This is a genomic window from Lysobacter sp. Soil_N_51, assembly GCF_057655755.1.
In genome coordinates this window covers 80,819-103,492 of record NZ_JBDGLR010000014.1, presented here as the reverse complement: position 1 = coordinate 103,492, position 22,674 = coordinate 80,819, and the positions used below count along the sequence as shown (strand labels likewise).

Here is a 22,674-nt window from a genome sequence, read left to right as displayed (position 1 = left end):
AGCGGCGGAAACTACGAATCGCGGCTTACGCCGCTCCTACATGACCTACCTGTAGGAGCGGCGTAAGCCGCGACCGCGAATCCACAGACGCCCGCGCCAACCACATAACCCGTACGCCGCACACAAGGCGCGTGAGCCAAGCCGAATCGTTACCGGCCCACATCCTTATCGGCGAAACCGCCCCCCGCTTGCACCCCGCCCCCATTGCGGCATAGTGCCTTGCCCGCCCCGCCGCCCTCGCCGCCCATGCCCGCAAGCTCCGTTCCGCCCGGCTCCGCTTCGATCGAATCGGCTTCCCTCGAACGCGCGCCCGCCCGCCGCCTCGATCGCAAGGACGCGCGCACGCTGATGCTGGCCGCGCTCGGCGGCGCGCTGGAGTTCTACGATTTCGTCATCTTCGTCTTCCTGACCGAGACCCTGCGCCATCTGTTCTTCCCGCCGGACATGCCCGGTTGGCTCAGCACGCTGCAGATCTACGGCATCTTCGCCGCCGGTTACCTGGTGCGCCCGATCGGCGGCATCGTCATGGCCCATTTCGGCGACCGCTCCGGGCGCAAGCGCATGTTCACCCTGAGCGTGTTCCTGATGGCGCTGCCGACCCTGTGCATCGGCCTGCTGCCGGTGTACGCGCAGATCGGCATCGCCGCGCCGCTGCTGCTGTTGGCGCTGCGCGTCGTGCAGGGCATCGCGATCGGCGGCGAAGTGCCGGGCGCGTGGACCTTCGTCGCCGAGCACGTGCCGCGCGGCCGGGTCGGTTTCGCCTGCGCCAGCCTGTCGGCCGGGCTCACCGCCGGCATCCTGATCGGTTCGCTGATCTCGACCGCGATCAACACCTGGTTCACCCCCGAGCAAGTGCTGGGCGGCGTGTGGCGCGTGCCGTTCGTGCTCGGCGGCGTGTTCGGTTTCTTCGCGGTGTATTTGCGCCGCTGGCTCAGCGAAACCCCGGTGTTCGCGGCGATGCGCGAGAGCCGGCAACTGGTGCAGGAACTGCCGCTCAAACAAGTACTGCGCGATCACCTGGGCGGCGTAGTGCTGTCGATGCTGGTGACCTGGCTGCTGACCGCGGCGATCGTGGTGATCATCCTGATGACTCCGACCATCGTCCAACAGCAGTTCGGCATCGCCCCGGCGCGCGCGTTCTTCGGCAATAGCCTGGCGGCGTTCTGCCTGACCTTGAGCGCGATCGGCGGCGGCCTGCTGGTCGACTGGCTCGGACGCGGACGCGCGTTGCTGATCGGTTCGATTGGCGTGCTGGCCAGCAGCTTCGCGCTGTACTACGACCTCAACCACGGCGCCGAACATTTTCTCGCGCTGTATGCGCTGGCCGGCGTGTTCGTTGGCGTGGTCGGGGTGATCCCGGCGGTGATGGTGGCCGCGTTCCCGGCGCCGGTGCGGTTCTCGGGGTTGTCGTTTTCCTACAACGTCGCCTATGCGGTGTTCGGCGCCGCCACGCCACCATTGATCGGCGGTTACCTGGCGCCGCACCTGGGCGGCATGGCGCCGGCCTATTACGTGATGGGCGTGGCGGTGGTCGGCATGGCGGTGGCGGTGTATCTGCTCAATACCCGGCGGCGGTTTCACGAGGATTGATCGACGGCCGCGCGTGCATCAACAGCGCAAAGTGAAGAACTCGACGAACACCAGCAGACCCGCGAGCCACAGGCCGAGCATCGGCACGCACGCAGCCAAGGTCCAGGCCACGCGACGTACAACGCGGCGGCCGCGGGTCATGCGGATCGCCGCGATCGGGATCGCAAGACCCAGCAGCACGAACACGCCGAGCACGCAGAACCCCAGCGCCCAGAATCCCGCGCTCTTGTCGCCGTATTCGGGCGGGCACGGCATCGTGGCCGCGGCCAGCAGCGGCCATGCCGCCACGGCCGCGATGCTCACGCGCTGACTCAGCCGCCGCATCTCAGCAGCTCATGATGAAGACGCGGCCGAACACGAACAGGCCCAGCAGCCACACGGCCAGCATCGGCACGCAGGCGGCCAGGGTCCACAGCACCCGCGCGAGCGTTTTGCGCGCACGAGTGAAGCGGATCGCCGCAAACGGTGCGAGCAGGCCCAGCAACACAAACAGACCCAGCACCGCGAAACCGACGGTCCAGAACAATCCGTTCTTGTCGGAGGAGCCGGGCGGGCATTGAGTGGTGGCCATGGCAAGCATCGGCCATGCGGTCAAGGCCGCTACGCTCAGGCGAGCGAACCCGCGCGTGCAGGCCAATCGTATTGTTCGATTCGAATCCGGCATCGCTTCATCCATGTGCATGTACTCCAGAGCTGTCAGCGCCGCTGTTTGTGGGAGGGGCTTCAGCCCACCCACAAAAGACTTCGAAGCTGCTCGGGCTGGTCTGGCGTGGCTCAAACCCCCGCCGCGCGCCGCCAGAAATAATGCGTCAACGGCGGCAGCTTGCCGGCCAGTCCGAGCAAGGGCCCGCGCAGCATCGTCGCGGCGAAGTCGTCGTTCGAGAACAACTTGTTCAAGCCATCGAACCCGTACGCCGCCAGCGCGTTCTCGCTGCGGCGTTCGCGCGCCCAGCGCTGCAGGCGCGCGGGCGAGCCGATGTCGAGGCCGCGCTTGCGCGCCTGCGCCAGCGCGCCGCGCAGACCGGAGATATCGCGCAGCCCTAGATTGACGCCCTGCCCGGCCAGCGGATGCACCACATGCGCCGCGTCGCCGGCGATGACCACGCGGCCGGAGACATAACGCTCGGCCAACTGCCGCCGCAACGGAAACGCGGCGCGCTTGGATACGCCGGTCAAGGCGCCCAGACGTCCGGCGAACGCGCGTTCGAGTTCGTCCAGGAACGCCGCGTCGTCCAGCGCCAACAGCCGTTCGGCTTCGGCGTCAGGCAACGTCCAGACGATCGAACTGCGGCGGTCGCGCGCGCCGGGCTCGCCGATCGCGGGCAGGAACGCCAACGGCCCGCCCGGCAAAAAACGCTGCCAGCAGGTCGCTTCGTGGCTCAGTTCGCTGTCGACGTAGGCGACCAGTCCGCGCTGTCCGTAATCGTGGCCGGGCGCTTCGATCCCCGCCAACTCGCGCAACCGCGATTGCGCGCCGTCGGCGGCGACCACCAGCCGCGCGCGCAGGCGGCGTCCACTGGCGAGCACCACGCCCACGCCGTCGGCGGCGTCGTGCTCCAGGGCTTCGACCGCGTCCGGGCAATGCAGACGCACGCCGGCCGCGGGCAAGGCCGACCACAGCCGATCGACCAACACCCCGTGCTCGACGATCCAGCCCAGTTCGCGCCGGCCGAATGCGTCGGCATCGAAATGCAGCTCGCCGCCGCCGGCCGCGTCCCACACCCGCATCGCGCGATACGGTTGCAGCCGCGCGGCCCGCACCGCGCCCCACACACCCAGATCGTCGAGAAACGCGGCGTTGTCGGGGGCGAACGCGTACACGCGCAGGTCCGGATGCTCGGGCGACCACGGCGCGGGTTCGCGCGCTTCGACCAAGGCCACTTCGAAACCGTCCCGGGCGAACGCCAGCGCCGCCGCCGCGCCGACGACGCCCGCGCCGACCACGACGATGTCCAACACCTCGCGCCGGCTCATGCGCGGCCTCCGCGCGACATCGGGTCATCGCCGCGACACAGCGCCGGCACGTCGCCGCGATAACCCATCGCGCCGCCGACCAAAAGCGACTGCGCTGTCGGCATTCGATCCAAGGCGAACAACCCAAGACTGCGTAACGGCCGCATCAACGCGGTTTCGTTCGAAGCCAAGCGTGCGATGCCATCGGAGAATTCGACGGTACGGTCGCGATCGGGCTTACGCCGCTGCGCGTAACGCTCAAGCAGATCGGCGCTGCCGCAGTCGGCCTTGTCCCCGCGCGCTGCAAGATCGTGTTCGATCAATTCGGCCAACGTCATCGCATCGCGCAGCCCGAGGTTGAAGCCCTGCGCGCCGATCGGATGGATGGTCTGCGCGGCATTGCCGACCAGCACCGCGCGCGGCGCGATGGTGCGGGCGGCGAGCACGCGGATCGCCGGGTACAGGCTGCGCGCGCCGCAGGCCACGAAGCGTCCCGCGCGCCAGCCGAAGGCGTCCTGCGCGCGGGCGAGAAAGCCGGCTTCGTCGAGCGCGGCGACCGCGCCGGCCTGCGCGTTGGCGACGCCGTGGATGAAGCCGTAGTGGCGATCGCCGCGCGGCAACAACGCGGTCGGGCCGTCGTCGCCGAGGCGTTCGTAGGCGGTGCCGTCGGGCGCGCGCTCGCTGCGCAGACGGGTGACGAACAAAGTCTGGCCGTAGTCGTATTCGTCCGCGGCGATGCCCAGCGCGTCACGCACGCCGCTGCGGGTGCCGTCGGCGGCGACCACGAGACGAGCACGCAGGATCCGCTCGCCCGCGCCATCGGCGACCCGGATCGCGCGCCACTCGGAGCCCGCGTCAGCACCAGCGCCGACACCGCGTCGAGAGGCGTCATCGCTGTCGCGTGCTTGGGTTTGATCGATCGAGCCGGCATCGCGCATGCAGGTTTCGTCGGCCAAGCCGACGAAACGCACCGGCCGATAGCGATGCAGCCGCGGCAGTTCGGCCAATCGCGCTTCCAGCGCTTCGCCGAAATCGCGCGCTACGACTATTCGGCCGAATTCCTCGCGGCCGTAACGTTGCGCGTCGAGCACGCTGCGGCCGAAATCGCCGCGCCGGCTGATATGGATGCGCTGGATCGAACCGGTCGGCGCGCGCAGCTTGGCCATCACGCCTAGCGCATTCAAGGCATTGAGGGTGGCTTCGGCGAAGCTGAGGTTGCGTTCGTCGAACACCGCCGGCAATGCGCCGGGCGGCGCGGCTTCGATCAGGCCCACGTCCAGGCCGAGCCGGTCCAGGGCGATCGCGAGACTGGCCCCGACCAGGCCGCCGCCGACGATCAGGACGTCGTGACTGGCGTGCAGCGCGGGGGTGGAAGGCATCTGCGGCTTTGCATCTGAAGTCATGCGTTCATGATACGACCGCGTCCGTGCAGCGTCTGTTCGGATCGCGGTGGAAGCGGTGCGCGGATCGTCGCGGCGCGGCGGCGGAACGCACTGCGTGGGGCCCGTAACGCCCGCCTATAAAAGGATCGGGCGGTTTCGAACGCGCGATCCCGGCCCCGCTGCCGCGGCGTGTTTGCGCGAATCGACGCCACCGGCGCGTCCGCAACGCGTACCCGCGACCACCCGGGCTTTCGAGAAGCGGCTTTCAGCCCCGAATCTTTTGGATCAAACCTTCCGAATCAGACACTTAGCCACCCTTCACCCACCTTCCGCGCCCTCGCGCGCCAGCCAGACCGGCACTTTCGCCGCAGGTTCCTTAGAATGTGCGGATCGACGCGCCAGTCCGGCGTCAGGAGCCCTGGCCATGAAGCCGAACACCCAACGCACCCTCATCCTCGCCCTACTCGCCGTGCTGATGATCGGCACCCGCGTCAATCACTGGACGCCGATTCCGGATGCGTCGTGGGCGGTGTTCTTCATCGGCGGCTTCTACCTGCGCAACTGGACCCGCTGGGCGTTCCCGCTGCTGATGGCGCTCGCGGTGGCGATCGACTACGCGGTGATCACCGGCCAGGGCATGAGTTTCTGGCAGCACTACTGCGTGTCGGCGGCCTATTGGTTCCTGGTGCCGGCGTACTTCGCGATGTGGGCCGGCGGCCTGTGGGTCGCGCGCAACTATTCGCGCAGCTGGCGCACGCTCGGCCTGACCGCGATGGCGTTGCTCGCATCGGTCGCGGTCTGCCAGTTGTTGAGCCAGGGCAGCTTCTACTGGCTGTCGGACTCGGTCGCCGACAAGTCGGTCACCGGCTGGGCCGCGAACTACTTCGAATGGCTGCTGCCGTACCTGCGCACCACCGCGACCTACGTCGGCATCGCCACGCTGGTCCAGGCGATCGCCGCCGGCGCGAGCAAGACCGACGCGCTGCCGGGCCGTTCCGACGACGCGCGCAAGCGCTGATCGGGCGGCGCGGATCGATGGGTAACCGTCTTTCGAAAATCTATACCCGCACCGGCGACGACGGCAGCACCGGTCTGGGCGACGGCAGCCGTACCGGTAAGGATTCGGCGCGGGTCGATGCCTACGGCACGGTCGACGAGGCCAATTCGACCATCGGCCTGGTGCTGGCGAGCGAATTGCCGGAGCTGGTGCGCGATCAACTGGTCGCGATCCAGCACCAGATGTTCGACCTCGGCGCCGAGCTGTGCATTCCCGGCCACGCGGCGATCTTCGATGCCGACATCGATCGGCTGGAGCAGTGGCTCGACGGCCATAACGAAGGCCTGCCGCCGCTGAAGGAGTTCATCCTGCCGGCCGGCGGCATCGCGGCGGCGCGCTGCCACATCGCGCGCACCGTGGTGCGCCGCGCCGAACGCGAGACCGTCGCGCTGTCGCGGCAGGAAAGCATCCGGCCCGAAGCAGTGCGCTATCTCAATCGCCTGTCCGACCTGTTGTTCGTGCTCGCGCGCGTGCTCGCGCGCGCCAGCGGTCACGGCGAGGTCACCTGGAACCACGAACGCCGCAAGGGCTGACCGTGCGCATCTACACGCATCCGGCCTGCACACGCCACGACCCCGGTCCGGGTCATGCCGAGCGGCCGTTGCGTCTGGTCGCGGTCACCGAAGCCTTGCGCGAAGCGTTCCCTGATCTGGATTGGCGCGAAGCGCCCGCCGCCAGCCGCGGCCAGTTGCTGCGCGCGCACACCGACGAATTGCTGGCGCTGGTGCTCGACACCGCGCTCGACGGTCCGATGCACCTGGACCCAGACACCGTGCTCGCGCCCGGTTCGGCCGAAGCCGCGTTGCGCGCGGCCGGCGCCGGCGTGGCCGCGGTCGACGCGGTGCTCAAGGGCGAAACCCAGCGCGTGTTCTGCGCGGTGCGCCCGCCGGGCCATCACGCCACCTATGAGGTGGCGATGGGCTTTTGCCTGTTCAACAACATCGCCGTCGCCGCCGCGCATGCCTGCGAAAAACACGGTCTGTCGCGGGTGGCGGTGATCGATTTCGACGTGCATCACGGCAACGGCACTCAGGCGATCTTCGACAGCGATCCGCGGGTGATGTACGTCAGCTCGCACCAGATGCCGCTGTACCCGGACACCGGTTCGGTGCACGAGCGCGGCGTGGGCAACATCGTCAACGCTCCGCTCGCGCCGGGAACCGGCAGCGAGGGCTTCCGCCGCGTGTGGCGCGAACGTCTGTTGCCGACGATCGATTCGTTCCGCCCGCAGTTGGTTTTGATCTCGGCCGGTTTCGATGCGCACAAGCGCGATCCGCTGGCGCAGGTGGAGCTCGAGGGCGAGGACTTCGCCTGGATCACTCGCGAGCTGGTGGCGATCGCCGATCGGCATGCGCTGGGTCGGGTGGTGTCGATGCTCGAAGGCGGTTACGACCTGGCGGCGTTGCGCGAGAGCGCGGTGGCGCATGTGGGTGCGTTGATGGTCTGAGCGCGTTCGGCGCTCTGGCGTGTCCGCGATTTGCGTGGGCGGACCTTCAAAGTTTTCGTGGTCGCAGCTATCGGTTGCGCTATTGCGCGCTTGCGCTTGCGCTTGCGCTTGCGCTTGCGCTTGCGAGCGAAGCCTATTTGCTTTGCCTGTGGCTTGTTTTTGCCTGTGATCTTGAGCTTTTAGCCCGGCGCGGCTTGTAACTCGCGATGCAATAGCAGGCCCGAAGGGCGACGCGCATGGATGCGCGTCGTGGGCCACCCAGGACATGGATGTCCTGTGTGGACCACCCCCGCGTCTGCACCGCACTTGCGGGCTCTTGATTCGAAACAGGAACGCCTTTTTCTTTGGTTACTTTTGACCGAAGGGAATCCAGACGGACTTTTGTGGCTTTGGACAAAAGAAAGTTAGCCGCCGCTTTAGTGGCGGAAGCTTTTGATCCTGCTTGCAGCTTCAAAGGCTTCAGAGCTTTGAAGCTCTAGAGCCTTTGAAGCCAACGGCAAGATCAACAGCTTTCGTCCGCAAGCGGCCGAGTTACTTTCTTTTGTCAAAAGCGACAAAAGTCCGTCTGGATTCCCTTCGGTCAAAAGCTAACCAAAGAAAAACGCTTTTTTTGGATCAAGTGCCCGCAAGTGCGGAGCAGACGCAGGCATGCGCCACACGGGACATCCATGTCCCGGTGGCGCACGGCGTGCATCCTGCACGCCGCCCTTCGGGTGTGCTGGTGCTAACGCGAGTTCCAAGCCTCGCAGCACTGGATGAACTGCGCGACTTCAGGCCCAAGCAAAAGCTGCATGGCCTCCCTGTAGGAGCGACGCAAGTCGCGACCGCGGCAATTCAACTATGGCGCAAGTTGCGAGGTTGTCGTCATGGCGCGGTCGCGGCTCACGCCGCTCCTACAGGGGGCCATGCGGGTCGCGATCCGCTCATGTGCGATCGGTTCGATACCGATGCGCCGGTCTTGCAAGCGCTACCTGCAAGAACAGCGTAGGCCGCAACCGGCACCGAGCGGTCACCGGCGCAAATCAGCTCGTGCGCGAAACGATCGGCAACCGAGCTGCTCACGGGACTCAGCAATCGCGAATCCCGACCGCCTATCAACCACCCGACGCCTTGCCCTCACCCGTCCCCTCAAACCCCAACGACGCCGAGTTGATGCAATACCGCAGCCCGGTCGGCCGCGGGCCATCCGGAAACAGGTGGCCCAGGTGCGAGTCGCAACGCGCACATTTGACCTCGATCCGGCGCATACCGTGACTCTCGTCGGCATGCTCGCTGACCGCTTCGGGTGCCAACGGCTGCCAATAGCTCGGCCATCCGCTGCCTGAGTCGTACTTGGCGTCCGAGGAGAACAACGGCTCGCCGCAGGCGACGCAGGTGTAGGTGCCGGCCTCCTTGTGATTCCAGAACTTGCCGGTGAAGGCCCGCTCGGTGGCCGAACAACGGCAGACCGCGTACTGCTCCGGCGACAACTGCTCGCGCCATTCAGCTTCACTCTTCGCGACCGCCGGTGCCGTGGTCGCCTGCGATTCGGCCGACGGCTGCGTCGCGGCGGGGGCGGCCGGGTCCGGGTTCGGGTGGGGGTGCTGGCTCATGACGTCCTCCTGGGTAGGCAAGCGGATCGATGCGGCGTTCGCGGAAGATGAACGCCGAAGCCCGATAGATGGCGCTCGCGTTGCCCGCTTGCAAGGGATACGGCAAGCTAACGGCCGTTTTTCCGTCTGCCGGATGCTCGCGTGCGCAAACCCTTCCGCCTGCTCCCGTTATCGTTGTGCATCGCCATCGCCCTGCCCGCTTACGCGGCGGACGACAACGAGAATTGGGGGCTGTGCCCGCTGATCGACGCGGTGCCGTCCTTCGACGACGCCCCCGCCCCGACCGGCACCGCCGACCAGCGCACCGCCCAGCCGACCGACATCGACGGCGGCACCCTGCAGCGCGGCAGCAACGAGCAGAACATCGTGGTGCAGGACAACGTCCGGCTCAGCCGCGGCGATCAGTTCCTGGGCACCGACAAGCTCAGCTACAACCAGGAGTCGGGCAAGTACACGGCCGAAGGCCACGTGCGCTACCAGGACTCGAGCATGCGCATGGTCGCCGAGCACGCCGAGGGCGACCAGAACGCCGATCAGCACCGCATCGACGACGTCGAATACCAGCTGACCTCGCGCCGCGGCAACGGCGGCGCCGAACGCATCGACTTGAACGGGGCCAAGGGCGCGCTGCACAGCTCGACCTACTCGACCTGCGCGCCGAACCAGCGGGTGTGGGAACTGCGCGCTCACCGCATCGATCTGGACACCGACAAGGGCATGGGCGTGGCGCGCAACGCGACCTTGCGCATCGGCAAGATCCCGGTGCTGTACGTGCCGTGGTTCATGTTCCCGATCGACGACCAGCGCCGCACCGGCCTGCTGTTTCCGAACATCGGCGTGTCGGGCAAGAACGGTTTCGACTGGCGCCAGCCGATCTACCTCAACCTCGCGCCGAACTACGACGCCACCTTGTTCCCGCGCTACATGAGCAAGCGCGGCGTGGCGATGGGCGGCGAGTTCCGCTGGTTGTACGAGCGCGGCTCGGGCGAGGTCTCGGGCAACTGGATGCCGAGCGACGACCTGCCCCGCAACGATCCCGGCCGCTACACCGATTACCGCCGCAACGACCCCAACGGCCTGTTCGAGATTCCTAGGGATCGCATGCCGGAGAAGAACCGCGGCGAGTTCGCGCTCAAGGCCCAGCACCGCCTCGACGGCACCTGGTACGCCGGCGCCAACCTGGCCTGGGTCAGCGACAAGTACTACCTGCAGGACTTCAACAACAGCCTGTACGGCCAGTCGGCGATTTCGCTACGCAGCGAAATCGGCCTGTACGGCCGCGGCCGTTACTGGGACGCGAGCATCATCGCCGACCACAACCAGCTGGCCGATTTCACCCTGCAGGAAAACTCGCTGGCCTACGACCGCCTGCCGCGCGCGACCTTCCACTGGGCCCAGCCCTGGGGCAAGTGGGTCGAGACCGGCGTCGACACCGAGGCGGTGCGCTTCCAGCACGAGGACATGAAGTTCACCCCGGGCGACCCGGCCGCGCCGATCGGCCTGCGCCGCGAGATCCCCGGCGGCAGCCGCTTCGACATCAAGCCCTACATCAGCTTCCCGCTGGAAGGCTCGGCCTGGTTCATCCGGCCCAAGCTGGCCTGGCGCTACACCGCGTACGAACTCGAGGGCGACCTCGCCCAGCAGCTCGCGGCCAGCCAGGCGGCGGTCTTCGCCCGCGACAACAACGTGCCCAACACGCCCGAGCTGGTGCGCAGCTTCTACGACAAGTCGCCGACCCGCAGCCTGCCGATCACCTCGATCGACGCCGGCATGTACTTCGACCGCGAGACCGAAATCCGCGGCGAGAACTACCTGCACACCCTGGAACCGCGGGTGTTCTACCTGCGCGCGCCGTACCGCGACCAGGGCGGCATCCCGCTGTTCGACACCAACCCGATGTCGTTCAGCTGGGGCGCGCTGTTCCGCGACAACCGCTATTCCGGCGCCGACCGCCAGACCGACGCCAACCAGCTGACCACCGCGCTGACCACCCGCCTGATCAACTCCGAGGACGGCCGCGAGCGCCTGGCCGCGAGCATCGGCCAGATCCAGTACTTCGACGACATCCGCGTGGTCGCCGGCGCCGAAACCCCGATCAAGCAGGGCAAGTCGGCCTGGGTCGCCGACGTCAGCGTGTCGCCGAGCGACCGCTGGACGATCAACGCCACCTACCAGTGGGACCCGCGCCTGCGCAGCGAGGACCTGGCCACCCTGCGCGCGCGCTATCTGTTCGGCGACGCCGGCGTGGTCAACTTCGCCTACCGCTATCGCCGCAACCTGTCGGTGCTGCCGACCGCGCCGCGCGAGCAGCGCGATCAGTTCGAGCAGGCCGACTTCTCGTTCCTGTACCCGATCAACAACAATTGGAGCGTGGTCGGCCGCTACTACTACTCGATCAAGGACAAGCGTCCGCTCGAGCAGATCGCCGGCGTGCAGTGGGAAAGCTGCTGCCTGGCGGTGCGCGCCATCGCCCGCCGCTACCAGCGCAACCGCTCCGAAGACCTCAACAGCTCCTTTCAGGTGGAGTTCGAACTCAAGGGTCTAGGCTCCGCCGGCCAGAACACGGAGCGCGTTTTGCGCCGTGCTATTCTCGGCTATAACCGCGACGACCTGTATCTGGCGCCGCCGTCTCCCACGGTCAGCCGCGAAAACCGCGGCAACGACGCCGACGACTCGACCCTCGACCCGACCCTATGAACAAACTTTTCGCGAGTCCGTTGCTCGCCGGCCTGATCGCCGGTGGCCTGCTGTTCGGTGGGGCCGTCCAGGCCCAGGACGTGCAGCCGATCGATCGTATCGCCGCCGTCGTCGATGAAGACGTCATCCTCAAGACCGAACTCGATCGCGCGGTCGCCAACATCCTGGCCCAGTACGCCGGCCGCAGCGAGCAATTGCCGCCGCGCGACGTGCTTGAAAAGCAGGTGCTCGAGCGCCTGATCCTGCTCAAGATCCAGGTCGCCCAGGCCCAGGGCACCGGCGTGCGCGTGACCGATCAGGAAATCGATCAGGCCATCGGCGGCATCGCCCAGTCCAACAAGATCAGCGTCGAACAGCTGCGCCAGCAACTGGCCCGCGACGGCAGCAGCTACACCGATTTCCGCGCCTCGATCCGCGACGAACTGCTGGTCCAGCGTCTGCGTCAGCGCTTCGCCCAGACCCGGGTCTCGGTCAGCGACGCCGAAGTCGACGCCGCCCTGGCCGCGCAGGCCAACACCGGCACCCAGTACCACCTCGCCCACATCCTCGTGGCCCTGCCCGAGGGCGCGACCGCCGAGCAGATCGCGACCGCGCAGAAGAAGGTCGACGGCGTCAAGGCGCTGATCGACAAGGGCGAGATGGACTTCAACGCCGCCGCCGTGCGCTATTCCGACAGCCCCAACGCGCTGGAAGGCGGCGACCTGGGCTGGCGCAACGCCGACGAAATCCCGGCCGCGTTCAGCGACCTGATGAAGCAGATGAAGCCGGGCCAGATCACCGCCCCGCTGCGCGGCCCGAGCGGCTTCCAGCTGCTCAAGCTGGTCGAAGTGCGCGACGCCTCGCAGTCGGCGCCGCAGATGGTCACCCAGTACCACGCCCGCCACATCCTGGTCCGGGTCAGCGACCAGGTCAGCGAGGCGCAGGCCAAGGCCAAGGCCGAGACCCTGCGCGCGCGCCTGGCCGGCGGCGCCAAGTTCGAGGACGTGGTCAAGGAAAGCTCCGAAGACCTCGGCACCCAGAGCAAGGGCGGCGACCTGGGCTGGTTCATGAAGGACGAATTCGGTCCGGAGTTCGGCGGCGCGGTCACCAGCCTGGCCGACAACGACATCTCGCAGCCGATCCGCACCAGCGCCGGCTACCACATCGTCCAGCGTCTGGGCACGCGTGAAAGCGACGTCGCCGACCAGAGCAAGCGCGCCCAGGTCCAGGAGACCATCGGCCGGCGCAAGCTGGAAGAGGAGTGGAACCGCTTCCTGCGCGAGAAGCGCGGCGAAGCCTACGTGGACTTCCGCGTCGGCAAGGGCTCGGAGGGCAACCAGCCCGGCACCGAGACCACCCTGCCGACCGCCAAGCCCGCCGGCAGCTGACGTGACCCCGCCCCGGCTCGCGCTGGTGCCGGGCGAGCCGGCCGGCGTCGGGCCGGAGCTGTGCGTGCGGCTGCTGCAACGGCCGCGCGATTACGATCTGGTCGGCTTCGCCGATCCGCGCAGCCTGCGCGCCGCCGCCGACGCGCTTGGCCTGCCCCTGACCCTGCTGCCGCCCGATCGCCCCTCGCGGGCGCCCGGCGAACTGGCCCTGGTCGAGATTCCCAACCCGGTCCACCCGGCCTTCGGCGCGCCCGAGCCGGCCAATGCCGCGGCGGTGATCCAGGCCCTGCTCGACAGCGCCCAGGGCTGCCTCGACGGCCGTTTCGACGGTGTGGTTACCGGTCCCGTGCACAAGGCCGTGATCAACGCCGGCGGCATCGCCTACACCGGCACCACCGAACTGCTGGCGCAACAAGCCGGCCGCGAGGTGGTGATGATGCTGGCCAACGACATCGTCCGAGTTGCGCTGGCCACTACCCACCTGCCGCTGCGCGCGGTCGCCGATGCGATCGAGCCCGGCGCGCTGAGCCGCACCCTGCGCACCGTCGACGCCGCCCTGCGCCACGACTTCGGCATCGCCCGGCCACGCATCGCCGTGCTCGGCCTGAACCCGCATGCCGGCGAAGCCGGGCACCTGGGCATGGAAGAGATCGACGTGATCGAACCGGTCATGGCCGCGTTGCGCGCCGAAGGCCTGGACCTGATCGGCCCGCTGCCGGCCGACACCGCGTTCCTGCCGGCCAAGCTGCAAGGCTTCGACGCGGTCCTGGCGATGTACCACGACCAGGGCCTGCCGGTGCTCAAATACAGCGGCTTCGAGCGCGCGGTGAACCTGACCCTGGGCCTGCCCTACCCGCGCGTCGCGGTCGATCACGGCACCGCGCTGGACCTGGCCGGGCGCGGCCTGGCCGACCCGTCCAGCCTGATCGCCGCCGCCGACACCTGCGCGCGCATCGCGCGCACCCGCCGCAACCTGCCCGGAGGCACGCCATGACCGGCACCGCCAAGAGCCACGCCAAGGGCTTCAAGCCCGAAGCCAAGAAACACCTGGGCCAGCACTTCCTGCACGACCAGGGAATCATCTCGATGATCGTGCACGCCGTGGACCCCAAGCCCGGCGACCGCCTGGTCGAAATCGGCCCCGGCCAGGGCGCGATCACCTTCCCGCTGCTGGACCGCCACGGCGAGTTGACCGTGATCGAGTTCGACCGCGACCTGATCTTCCCGCTCAGCGAAGGCGCGCGCGCCCACGGCACCCTGGAAGTGATCCACCGCGACGTGCTGACCGTGGATTTCAGCGCCCTCGCCAACGAGAGCCCGATCCGCCTGGTCGGCAACCTGCCCTACAACCTGTCCTCGCCGATCCTGTTCCATGCCCTCGACCACGCCGGCTCGATCGTCGACATGCACTTCATGCTGCAGAAGGAAGTGGTCGACCGCATGGCCGCCGGTCCCGGCAGCAAGGTCTACGGCCGCCTGAGCGTGATGTTGCAGGCGTACTGCCAGGTGATCGCGCTGTTCGATGTGCCACCCGGCGCATTCCGTCCGCCGCCGAAGGTCGATTCGGCGGTGGTGCGGATGATCCCGCACCCGCCCGGGAAGATCGGCATCGACGACCGCGCGCTGTTCGCGCGCGTGGTCCGCGACGCCTTCGGCCAACGCCGCAAGACCCTGCGCAACGCCCTGTCGCGGATCTGCGAAGGCGCCGCGATCGAAGCCGCCGGCCTGCGCCCGGATGCGCGCGCCGAGCAGATCGAAGTCGCCGATTTCGTGGCCCTGGCCAACTGGCTCAAGGCCAATGCGCAGGTCGAGGCCGATACCGGCGAGGATGCGGCCGACAACGCGGATTGAGCGATTCCGCTGTAACCGATCCACCCGATCCACACCACCCTCGCCAGCCAGCGCCGCATCGGCGCCAGCACGCCACTGAACGACACGGCGAAGTTTTCCGCCGGCGAAAAACACGGCGCGCCGATACCGCCCGGCGCACGCGGATTTGCGTGAGCGTTCGCACCATACCGCCTCGCACGCCGGAGGACCGCGGTCCTCCGACACGTACATCCGTTGTCCTGGATTCGACCGCTCAAGCCGTTATCCCGAAGACTCATTCCCGCTTCATCCCCGCTTTGCTTAAACTGCCGCCATGGAACCGCAACGCCACGACTACGCCTTCGACATCGATGTCGCGACCCGCTACCTGGACGACCAGTCCGAGCCGGAGCAGGATCGCTATGTCTTTGCCTACACCATCCACATCCGCAACGCCGGCAAGATTCCCGCGCGCCTGATCTCGCGCCACTGGGTGATCACCGACGCCAACGGCAAGGTGCAGGAAGTGCGCGGCGACGGCGTGGTCGGCGAACAGCCCTGGCTGCGCCCGGGCGACGATTACGAATACACCTCGGGCGCGGTGCTCGAAACCAGCCTGGGGACGATGGAGGGCAGCTACGCGATGGTGGCCGACGACGGCACCCAGTTCGAAGCGCCGGTGCCGACGTTCACCCTCACCATTCCGCGCACCCTGCACTGAGCGCGGACGACACATGACTGTTTGGGCAATAGGCGACCTGCAAGGCTGCTACGACGCGACTCAGCGCCTGCTGGAACGCATCAAGTTCGATCCCGCGCAGGATCGGCTGTGGTTCTGCGGCGATCTGGTCAACCGCGGCGGGCAATCGCTGGAAACGCTGCGGCTGGTACATTCGCTGCGCGAGTACAGCACCACCGTGCTCGGCAACCACGATCTTTCGCTGCTGGCGATCGGCGAGCGCACCGAGGAAGAGAAGCGCAAGGTCAATCCCGATCTGCAGCGCATCGTCCTGGCCGAGGACGGCCCGGCCCTGCTCGACTGGCTGCGCCTGCAGAAACTGGTGCACGTCGACCGCAAGCTCGGCTGGATGATGGTGCATGCCGGCCTCGCGCCGAAGTGGACCACCGCGATGGCCGAACGCCACGCGCGCGAAGTCGAGGAACGCCTGCACGGCGATCAGTACAAGCGCCTGCTCAAGAACATGTACGGCGATCGCCCGGCGTGGAATCCGAAACTCGCCGGCATCGACCGCCACCGCGCGATCATCAACATCTTCACCCGCCTGCGCTATTGCACGCCGCGCGGCCGCATCGCGTTCGAGGACAAGGGCAGCCCGGGCACCCAGCCGGTCGGTCTGTACCCGTGGTACGAAGTGCCGGGCCGCGCCGAGCGCGATCTCAAGATCGTGTGCGGGCATTGGTCGACCCTGGGCTTGTTCATCGGCCATGGCGTGCATGCGATCGATACCGGCGCGGTGTGGGGCGGCAAGCTCACCGCGCTGCAGCTCGACACCGACGAACTGCGCCTGGTGCAGGTGCCCGGTCGCGACGTGCCCGCGCATCCGCCGCGTCAGCGGCCGCCGCGTCAGCCGAACTGAGCGACCAATGCGCATGCGCCAGGGAAGGTCGCCATCGCAGCCATCCATCGGGTCTGCGTCGAGGGTGCGGCAAGCATCCGACACACCGCGGCGAATGCCGCCGGTTTCGCTGACGGCAGTGACCTTCGCGCGAACGGCCACCATGCTGTTGATCGCAGCGCTCGCCGCCGCCTGCTCGCAACCCGCTTCGCCGCCGACCGAACGCACGATCACGAAGGTCTGGCCGGCGCCGTCCGCCGAACCCGCGGCAGCGTCGCCGCCCTTGGTCGCCGCCGCGCGCGCGCAGATCGGCGTGGTGCGACTGTACGACCCCGCCTACGTGCAACTGGCCTACCCCGGCGGCGATGTCGCCGCCGATCGCGGCGTCTGCACCGACGTGGTGATCCGCGCGCTGCGCGTGCAGGGTTTGGATCTGCAGCAACGCGTGCATGAAGACATGCGCGCGAACTTCGCCGCGTATCCGACGATCTGGCGGGCGAAATCCACCGATCGCAGCATCGACCATCGCCGCGTGCCCAACCTGCGCCGCTGGTTCGAACGCCAGCACTGGTCGCTGCCGGTCAGCGAACGCGCCGCCGACTACCGCGCGGGCGATCTGGTCACCTGGGAACTCAACGGCGGCCTGCCGCATATCGGCATCGTGTCCGACCGCAAATCCTGGGACCGGCAGCGGCCGTTGATCCTGCACAACATCGCGCGCGGCACCCAGGAAGACGACGTGCTGTTCGATTACCCGATCACCGGGCATTACCGGCCCGTGTTGCCCGCCGTTGCGGTGGCGTCGCGATGAGCGCGCCCGAGCGCCCCGGCACGCCCGCAGCAGATAAGCGCAACGCCGAGAAACCGCCGAAGCTCAGCAAGCAGGACGAACTCGACTGGCAGGCCGCGAGGGCGAAACGACCCGATCTCATGCTGCTTATGATCGGCACCGCCATCGTCGTGATGGTGCTGGTGGGAATCGTCCAAACTCACCTCGACATTCTCGAGCCGCCTGCCGCGCGACGCGCCGAACCCGCCGCGTCCGCGAACACCGCCGTGACACGCGACCTGTCGCCGAACGCCAGCCGAGCCATCCTGGCGCGCGTATTCGACAGCACGCTCGCCGATCTCAAGCAGGAAAACGCCGCGAACCCCGAGGCCCGGCGCCAGACCGCGGCCTATCGCTCGATGCTGACCCGCGCGATCGCCAGCGCCAAGCTCACGCTGGAGATCGAAACCTTAGAATGCGGACGCAGCCTTTGCGTCGGCTCGCTGCGCGGCGACGCACGCGCCTACGACGCCTTGTTCGCCGCGATCGTGAGCGCGCCGCCGTTGCCGATCCACAGCCTCATCGATTACTCGTCCGAACGCGAGCGCGAGGACGGCCCGCATCGTTTCATCTTCTCGGTGAGCCAGGACATCGATGAAGCGAGCGCGCCCAAACGTCCCGCCGCCAAGCCCTGACCGCGGCCGGCGGCGACCGCCTCAGTCCATGCCCAGGCGGACGTAATCCACGTACTCGAAATCGAATTCGTTGCGCTCGTCGGCGCGATGCGACTCGCGCGAGACCTCGCGCCATTGCTCGCGATCGAAGCGCGGGAAGAACGCATCGGCGCCTTCGACTTCGGTATCGACCCGGGTCAGGTGCATGCGCGTCGCCGACGGCAGGCACAACGCATAGATCTCGCCGCCGCCGATCACGCACAGTTCGGCGGCGCCGTCGGCCTGCGCCAGTTCCAGCGCCTGCTCGGTCGAACCCACCGCCTGCATGCCGGCGAACGGCACCTCCCCCGAGCGGGTCAGCACCAGGTTGCGCCGGCCCGGCAAGGCGCGGCCGAGCGATTGCGCGGTCTTGCGCCCCATCAGCAAGGGTTTGCCGAGCGTCAGCGCCTTGAAGCGCTTGAGGTCGTCGGACAAGCGCCACGGCAGCGCGTTGTCGCGGCCGATGGCGTGCTTGCGGTCGAGTGCGGCGATCAGTACCAAGGCGGTCATGCCCAACTCCTGCGCTGTGGCGCCCGCGGCGGGCGCACGTCGGATCATTCGGTCTGCTTGAGCGTATCGGACAAGCGTCCACGCGCCGCGAAATTCCGCTCGCGATCGCGGTCGCTGTCGTGCTCGTCATCGTGCACACCGCCGTACTCGACATCGTCGAGCTTCCAGCGCCCGTCCTCGCGCAGCATCTGCACGCGGTCGGTCCAGCGCGTGGTTCCGCTGGCTTCGGTGTAGCTGAAGTCGATTTCGAAACTTTCCCGGTCCGCCGCGATTACGCTGCGCTTGCCAAGTTTGAAGGTGGTCGCGCCGTCGTACATGCTGGTGAACAGATCATCGTCGACGTACGGCGGCTTCGCGCCCGGCGCCTGCGCGATTGACCGATCGCGCTCGCGCGCAGCCGGCCCCATCAGCGCGAGCAGCCGCCGCGACAGCATCGGTTGGTAACGCGCGAGGTCTTCGCCGACCGGCAGGCCGCTCGCGTTGAGCTGCAGATGCATCCGATAGAACGCCTGCACCGCGTCGGCGGCGCTGTCGCCGACCGGCAGCGGCTCGGCGATCGCTTCGGCGCGCACGCCCGGTTCAACGGCGGGCGCGGGCAGCGGCGGCGGTGTGGGCGGCGTCCGCTCGGTCGCCTGGATGGGCGCGATGTCCCGCGGCGCGATCGCCGAATCGTCGGTCGGGCTCAGGCATGCGGTCGAACTCAGCACCAGCACCGACGCAAACCCGACGTTGAAACGTTGCCGCAACCGCCTCATCGCCTCGCGCTCAGACCGCCACCGGAGCCTTGATCGCCGGCAACGGGTCATAGCCTTCGATGGCGATATCGTCGAACGTGAAATCGAAGATATCGCGCACCTCGGGATTGAGCTTGAGCGTCGGCAGCGCGCGCGGCGTGCGCGACAGCTGCTCGCGCGCCTGTTCGAAGTGGTTGCTATACAGATGCGCGTCGCCGAGGGTGTGCACGAAATCGCCGACGCCCAGGCCGCAGACCTGCGCGACCATATGGGTCAGCAGCGCATAGCTCGCGATATTGAACGGCACACCGAGAAAGATGTCACCGCTGCGCTGATACAGCTGGCAGCTGAGCTTGCCGTCGGCGACGTAGAACTGGAACAGCGCGTGACACGGCATCAGCGCCATCTTCGGCAGGTCGGCGACGTTCCAGGCGCTGACGATCAAGCGGCGCGAATCGGGATTGCGCTTGATCTCGTCGATCACCCAGCGGATCTGGTCGATCTCCACGCCGTCGGCGCCGGACCAGCGCCGCCACTGCTTGCCGTAGACCGGGCCGAGTTCGCCGTCGGCGTCGGCCCATTCGTCCCAGATGCTGACCTTGTGGTCTTTCAGATACGCGGTGTTGGTCTCGCCTTTGAGGAACCACAGCAGCTCATGCACGATCGAGCGCAGATGCAGTTTCTTGGTGGTCACCAGCGGGAAACCGGCGTTCAAGTCGTAGCGCAGCTGCCAGCCGAACACGCTGCGCGTGCCGGTGCCGGTGCGGTCGGATTTCTCGGTGCCGTGATCGAGCACGTGACGCAGCAGGTCGAGGTAATTGTGCATGGCTCAGCCCTTGTTCGCGGTCGCGGCGGCGTCGGCCGGTTCGGCGGCCGGCAATTGCGGCTGCAGGGTCGGCGAACGCGTCGACCGCCACAGCCAGAACAGGCCCAGCAGGATCAGCGGCGTGCTCAGCACCTGGCCCATGGTCAGCCAGCCGAACGCGAGGTAGCCGTGATCGCCGATCTGCGCATCGGGCACGCGCACGAATTCGACGATGAAGCGGAAGCAGCCGTACAGCAGCGCGAACATGCCCGACACCGCGTAACGCGGACGCGGCTTGCGCGAGAACCACCACAGGATCGCGAACATCGCCAGACCTTCCAGCGCGGCCTGATACAACTGCGAAGGATGCCGCGCATAGCGGTCCAGCGCGCCGGCGGCGTACTGGGTCTGCAGTTGCTGGGTGGTCCAGTTGGCGAATTCCGGCGCGCGCGGAAAGATCACGCCCCAGCCGCCGTCGGTGAACTTGCCCCACAACTCGCCGCCGATGTAGTTGCCCAGGCGGCCGAAGCCGAGCCCCGGCGGCACCAGCGGCGCGACGAAATCCATCACGTCGAAGAAATGGGTGCGATGGCCGCGCGCCCACCACCAGGCCGCGACCATCACCCCGATCAGGCCGCCGTGGAAGCTCATGCCGCCTTCCCAGATGCGCACCAGCATCAGCGGATCTTTGATCAGTTCGGCGAAGTTGTAGAAAAACACGTAGCCGATGCGGCCGCCGAGGACCACGCCGAGCATGGCGTAGAACAGCAGATCGCCGTAGGCCTGTTCGTTGACGCCGGGCAGCCGGCCGGCGCGCACGCGCTGGCGGCCGAGCCACCAGGCGCTGACGAACCCGAGCAGATACATGATCCCGTACCAATGGACTTGCAGCGGGCCGAGATGGAGTGCGATCGGGTCGATCTGGTGCAGGATGGTCATGCGGCGGGGCGGCTCGGGGGCGGATGACCGGCTTATTGTGCCCCAGGCCGCCCGCAGCCGGGGTGCCGGTTGCGGCCGCTGGAGGTGGGCGCGGATCGGGTTTCAGCGTGGGTTGGGGCTGGGCTGGGTCGGGCTTTGGTCGGGCCGCAACGGCGCGCGAATTCGGCGCCGAGGCGTTGCGATCCGATAAAGCGCAGGTTCGCGCGGACCCTGCGAACCGCCGCGGGGACGAAGCCGCGTCGACGAACCGCTTCGGGCGGTTCAGCGCTCGCGAAGATCGATCAGGCCCGGCGCCCCATCGGTCAACGCCGCACGGTCAAAGCCGCACCGGCCGATCCGGCAACTCGTTGCCCTCGCCGGCCGCGCCGCCGCGCTCGCCGGGCGACGACTCGCGCGAGACTTCATCGCGCGGGAACTGCTCGGCGATGATTTCCGACAAGGCCGCGATCCCGCCCAGCACCGCCGCCTCGGCCTCGCCCGCGGCCAAGGCCTGCTGGATGCGCTCGCACACCGCCTGCCAACGCTCGTCGCCGACCCGCGTGGCATAGCCGCGATCGGCGACGATCTCGATGCGGTGATCGGCCAACAGCAGATACAGCAGCACGCCGTTGTTGGCCGCGGTGTCCCACACCCGCAACTGCGCGAACGCGACGTGCGCGGCGTCGCGCGCATCGCGGCCGTCGAGCAGTTCGCCCAGGCTCAATCGCGACTCGACCGCGAAGCACAACTGGCCATGGTGACGACGTTCGCCGGCCGCGATCGCCTCGCCGATCCGCTCCAGGCTGTCGGCCGGAAACACGCGTCGCGACGAAGGCGCGACAAGATGGCGCAACCAACGCATCACCAACTCCCCGAGGCGCCGCCGCCTCCGCTGGACCCACCGCCGCCCGACCAGCCGCCACCGCCGCCACCACCACCGCCCCAACCGCCGCCGCTGTAGCCGCCCGAGCCGCCGCCGCTGACGAACATGCCGCCACCGCCGCCGAGCATGCCGAACACCAGGCCGATCAACCCGGCCAGTCCGACCAGCCACCACGCCAGCGACATCAGCAAGGCGATGCCGGCCACGACCACGCCGGAAATCACGCCGCGCGCCAGCGCCGGCAGGCGGCCGATCAGGCCGCGCAGGAAGCCGGTGGCGAAGATCGCGATGAAGATCGCCAGAACCCAGTCGGGTTCGCCCGAACCGTTGTCGCCGGACGGCGTGGTCAACGGCGCCGGCAAGGGCTCGCCGTCGATCAGCTTGGTCAGCATCGCGGTGGCGTCGGCAAGGCCGCCGGCGTAATCGCCTTCGCGGAATTTCGGGGTGATGTATTCCTGGATGATGCGTCCGGCCTGAGCATCGGTGATCGCGCCTTCCAGGCCGTAGCCGACTTCGATGCGCACCCGCCGATCGTCCTTGGCGACCACCAGCAGCACGCCGTCGGACACGCCCTTGCGGCCCAGTTGGAACTGGTCGAACGCGCGCACCGCGTACGAATCGATGTCCTCGGGCTGGGTACTCGCGACCACCAGGATCTGCAACTGGCTGCCCTTGCGTTGCTGCAGCGCGCGCGCCTGCGCATCGAGTCGCGCGCGCGCGCCGTCGTCGAGCGTGCCGGTGGTATCGACCACCGGCGACTGCATCGCCGGAATCGCCGCCAACGCCTGCGCGAACGCGCCGCCCATCGGCAACAGCAGGCACAGCGCGAGCAGCAGGCGCAACGCGAACGCTGCCCGCATCGAGTGGCCGA

The 22,674-nt window shown here is 67.9% G+C and carries 22 protein-coding genes and 1 pseudogene; 12 read left to right on the top strand and 11 right to left on the bottom strand.

The features are described from left to right. Nucleotides 1-246: 246 nt before the first annotated feature. Nucleotides 247-1,590 carry an MFS transporter gene (locus AC3A4T_RS23525; RefSeq protein ID WP_487677589.1) on the top strand — a complete coding sequence of 448 codons (1,344 nt, stop codon included), beginning with the start codon at nt 247-249 and terminating at the stop codon, nt 1,588-1,590. Between the two features lie 18 nt (nt 1,591-1,608). Here the strand turns inward: AC3A4T_RS23525 and AC3A4T_RS23520 are convergent, their stop codons facing one another. The 4 genes from AC3A4T_RS23520 to AC3A4T_RS23505 all read right to left on the bottom strand — a co-directional run bounded on the left by AC3A4T_RS23520 (nt 1,609) and on the right by AC3A4T_RS23505 (nt 4,922). Next, on the bottom strand, nt 1,609-1,893 hold the full coding sequence (locus tag AC3A4T_RS23520) for a hypothetical protein (RefSeq protein WP_487677588.1): 285 nt from the start codon (nt 1,891-1,893) through the stop codon (nt 1,609-1,611). A gap of 22 nt (nt 1,894-1,915) precedes the next feature. Further along, a complete protein-coding gene (locus AC3A4T_RS23515; protein WP_487677587.1) occupies nt 1,916-2,161 on the bottom strand; it encodes a hypothetical protein in 246 nt (81 codons plus the stop codon). A 203-nt stretch (nt 2,162-2,364) separates the two neighbouring features. Then, nucleotides 2,365-3,564, bottom strand: coding sequence for an FAD-dependent oxidoreductase (locus tag AC3A4T_RS23510; protein ID WP_487677586.1), 1,200 nt, complete (start codon nt 3,562-3,564; stop codon nt 2,365-2,367). Then, nucleotides 3,561-4,922, bottom strand: coding sequence for an FAD-dependent monooxygenase (locus tag AC3A4T_RS23505; protein WP_487677585.1), 1,362 nt, complete (start codon nt 4,920-4,922; stop codon nt 3,561-3,563). Before AC3A4T_RS23505 ends, AC3A4T_RS23510 begins: the two co-directional genes overlap by 4 nt. 427 nt (nt 4,923-5,349) lie before the next feature. Between AC3A4T_RS23505 and AC3A4T_RS23500 the strand changes: the two genes are divergently transcribed. From AC3A4T_RS23500 to AC3A4T_RS23490, 3 genes are read left to right on the top strand one after another with little or no spacing between them, the layout of a single operon-like run. Continuing rightward, nucleotides 5,350-5,943, top strand: a complete 594-nt coding sequence (locus tag AC3A4T_RS23500; RefSeq protein ID WP_487677584.1) for a hypothetical protein — start codon at nt 5,350-5,352, stop codon at nt 5,941-5,943. A gap of 17 nt (nt 5,944-5,960) precedes the next feature. Beyond that, nucleotides 5,961-6,515 carry a cob(I)yrinic acid a,c-diamide adenosyltransferase gene (locus tag AC3A4T_RS23495; RefSeq protein WP_487677583.1) on the top strand — a complete coding sequence of 185 codons (555 nt, stop codon included), beginning with the start codon at nt 5,961-5,963 and terminating at the stop codon, nt 6,513-6,515. Nucleotides 6,516-6,517: 2 nt separating this feature from the next. Next, entirely contained in the window at nt 6,518-7,429 is a 912-nt protein-coding gene (locus tag AC3A4T_RS23490; protein ID WP_056112988.1) for a histone deacetylase family protein, read from the top strand. A gap of 1,094 nt (nt 7,430-8,523) precedes the next feature. Here the strand turns inward: AC3A4T_RS23490 and msrB are convergent. Next, on the bottom strand, nt 8,524-9,021 hold the full coding sequence (gene msrB / locus AC3A4T_RS23485; protein WP_082578430.1) for a peptide-methionine (R)-S-oxide reductase MsrB: 498 nt from the start codon (nt 9,019-9,021) through the stop codon (nt 8,524-8,526). Nucleotides 9,022-9,162: 141 nt separating this feature from the next. Here msrB and lptD point away from each other — a divergent pair, with 141 nt between their 5' ends. The 8 genes and pseudogenes from lptD to AC3A4T_RS23445 all read left to right on the top strand — a co-directional run bounded on the left by lptD (nt 9,163) and on the right by AC3A4T_RS23445 (nt 17,935). Then, on the top strand, nt 9,163-11,718 hold the full coding sequence (gene lptD, locus AC3A4T_RS23480; protein WP_487677582.1) for an LPS assembly protein LptD: 2,556 nt from the start codon (nt 9,163-9,165) through the stop codon (nt 11,716-11,718). Next, nucleotides 11,715-13,085 carry a peptidylprolyl isomerase gene (locus AC3A4T_RS23475; protein ID WP_487677581.1) on the top strand — a complete coding sequence of 457 codons (1,371 nt, stop codon included), beginning with the start codon at nt 11,715-11,717 and terminating at the stop codon, nt 13,083-13,085. The genes lptD and AC3A4T_RS23475 overlap by 4 nt, the downstream gene beginning before the upstream one ends. Nucleotide 13,086: 1 nt before the next feature. Then, nucleotides 13,087-14,079, top strand: a complete 993-nt coding sequence (pdxA, locus tag AC3A4T_RS23470; RefSeq protein ID WP_487677580.1) for a 4-hydroxythreonine-4-phosphate dehydrogenase PdxA — start codon at nt 13,087-13,089, stop codon at nt 14,077-14,079. Then, entirely contained in the window at nt 14,076-14,936 is an 861-nt protein-coding gene (gene rsmA, locus AC3A4T_RS23465; RefSeq protein ID WP_487677579.1) for a 16S rRNA (adenine(1518)-N(6)/adenine(1519)-N(6))-dimethyltransferase RsmA, read from the top strand. The genes pdxA and rsmA overlap by 4 nt, the downstream gene beginning before the upstream one ends. 292 nt (nt 14,937-15,228) lie before the next feature. Beyond that, nucleotides 15,229-15,615 (top strand): Co2+/Mg2+ efflux protein ApaG, encoded by a 387-nt coding sequence (apaG, locus tag AC3A4T_RS23460; protein WP_056112969.1) that lies wholly within the window; start codon nt 15,229-15,231, stop codon nt 15,613-15,615. A 13-nt stretch (nt 15,616-15,628) separates the two neighbouring features. Further along, a pseudogene (locus tag AC3A4T_RS23455) lies at nt 15,629-16,486 on the top strand (symmetrical bis(5'-nucleosyl)-tetraphosphatase); the annotation flags it as partial. A gap of 148 nt (nt 16,487-16,634) precedes the next feature. Beyond that, a complete protein-coding gene (locus AC3A4T_RS23450; RefSeq protein ID WP_487677578.1) occupies nt 16,635-17,282 on the top strand; it encodes a DUF1287 domain-containing protein in 648 nt (215 codons plus the stop codon). Next, entirely contained in the window at nt 17,279-17,935 is a 657-nt protein-coding gene (locus tag AC3A4T_RS23445; RefSeq protein ID WP_487677577.1) for a hypothetical protein, read from the top strand. The genes AC3A4T_RS23450 and AC3A4T_RS23445 overlap by 4 nt, the downstream gene beginning before the upstream one ends. A gap of 21 nt (nt 17,936-17,956) precedes the next feature. On the opposite strand, the gene AC3A4T_RS23440 is transcribed toward AC3A4T_RS23445, so the two are convergent. From AC3A4T_RS23440 to AC3A4T_RS23415, 6 genes are all read right to left on the bottom strand, one after another. Further along, the gene (locus AC3A4T_RS23440; protein WP_487677576.1) at nt 17,957-18,463 is read right to left on the bottom strand and encodes a dihydrofolate reductase; all 507 of its coding nucleotides are present in this window, start codon (nt 18,461-18,463) and stop codon (nt 17,957-17,959) included. A 44-nt stretch (nt 18,464-18,507) separates the two neighbouring features. Then, entirely contained in the window at nt 18,508-19,218 is a 711-nt protein-coding gene (locus tag AC3A4T_RS23435) for a DUF3828 domain-containing protein (RefSeq protein ID WP_487677575.1), read from the bottom strand. Nucleotides 19,219-19,228: 10 nt separating this feature from the next. Further along, nucleotides 19,229-20,023, bottom strand: a complete 795-nt coding sequence (locus AC3A4T_RS23430; protein WP_487677574.1) for a thymidylate synthase — start codon at nt 20,021-20,023, stop codon at nt 19,229-19,231. A 3-nt stretch (nt 20,024-20,026) separates the two neighbouring features. Continuing rightward, nucleotides 20,027-20,941, bottom strand: coding sequence for a prolipoprotein diacylglyceryl transferase (gene lgt / locus AC3A4T_RS23425; protein WP_487677573.1), 915 nt, complete (start codon nt 20,939-20,941; stop codon nt 20,027-20,029). A gap of 316 nt (nt 20,942-21,257) precedes the next feature. Beyond that, nucleotides 21,258-21,782, bottom strand: coding sequence for a TPM domain-containing protein (locus AC3A4T_RS23420; RefSeq protein WP_487677572.1), 525 nt, complete (start codon nt 21,780-21,782; stop codon nt 21,258-21,260). After that, nucleotides 21,782-22,663 (bottom strand): TPM domain-containing protein, encoded by an 882-nt coding sequence (locus AC3A4T_RS23415; RefSeq protein ID WP_487677601.1) that lies wholly within the window; start codon nt 22,661-22,663, stop codon nt 21,782-21,784. The genes AC3A4T_RS23420 and AC3A4T_RS23415 overlap by 1 nt, the downstream gene beginning before the upstream one ends. Nucleotides 22,664-22,674: the final 11 nt, after the last annotated feature.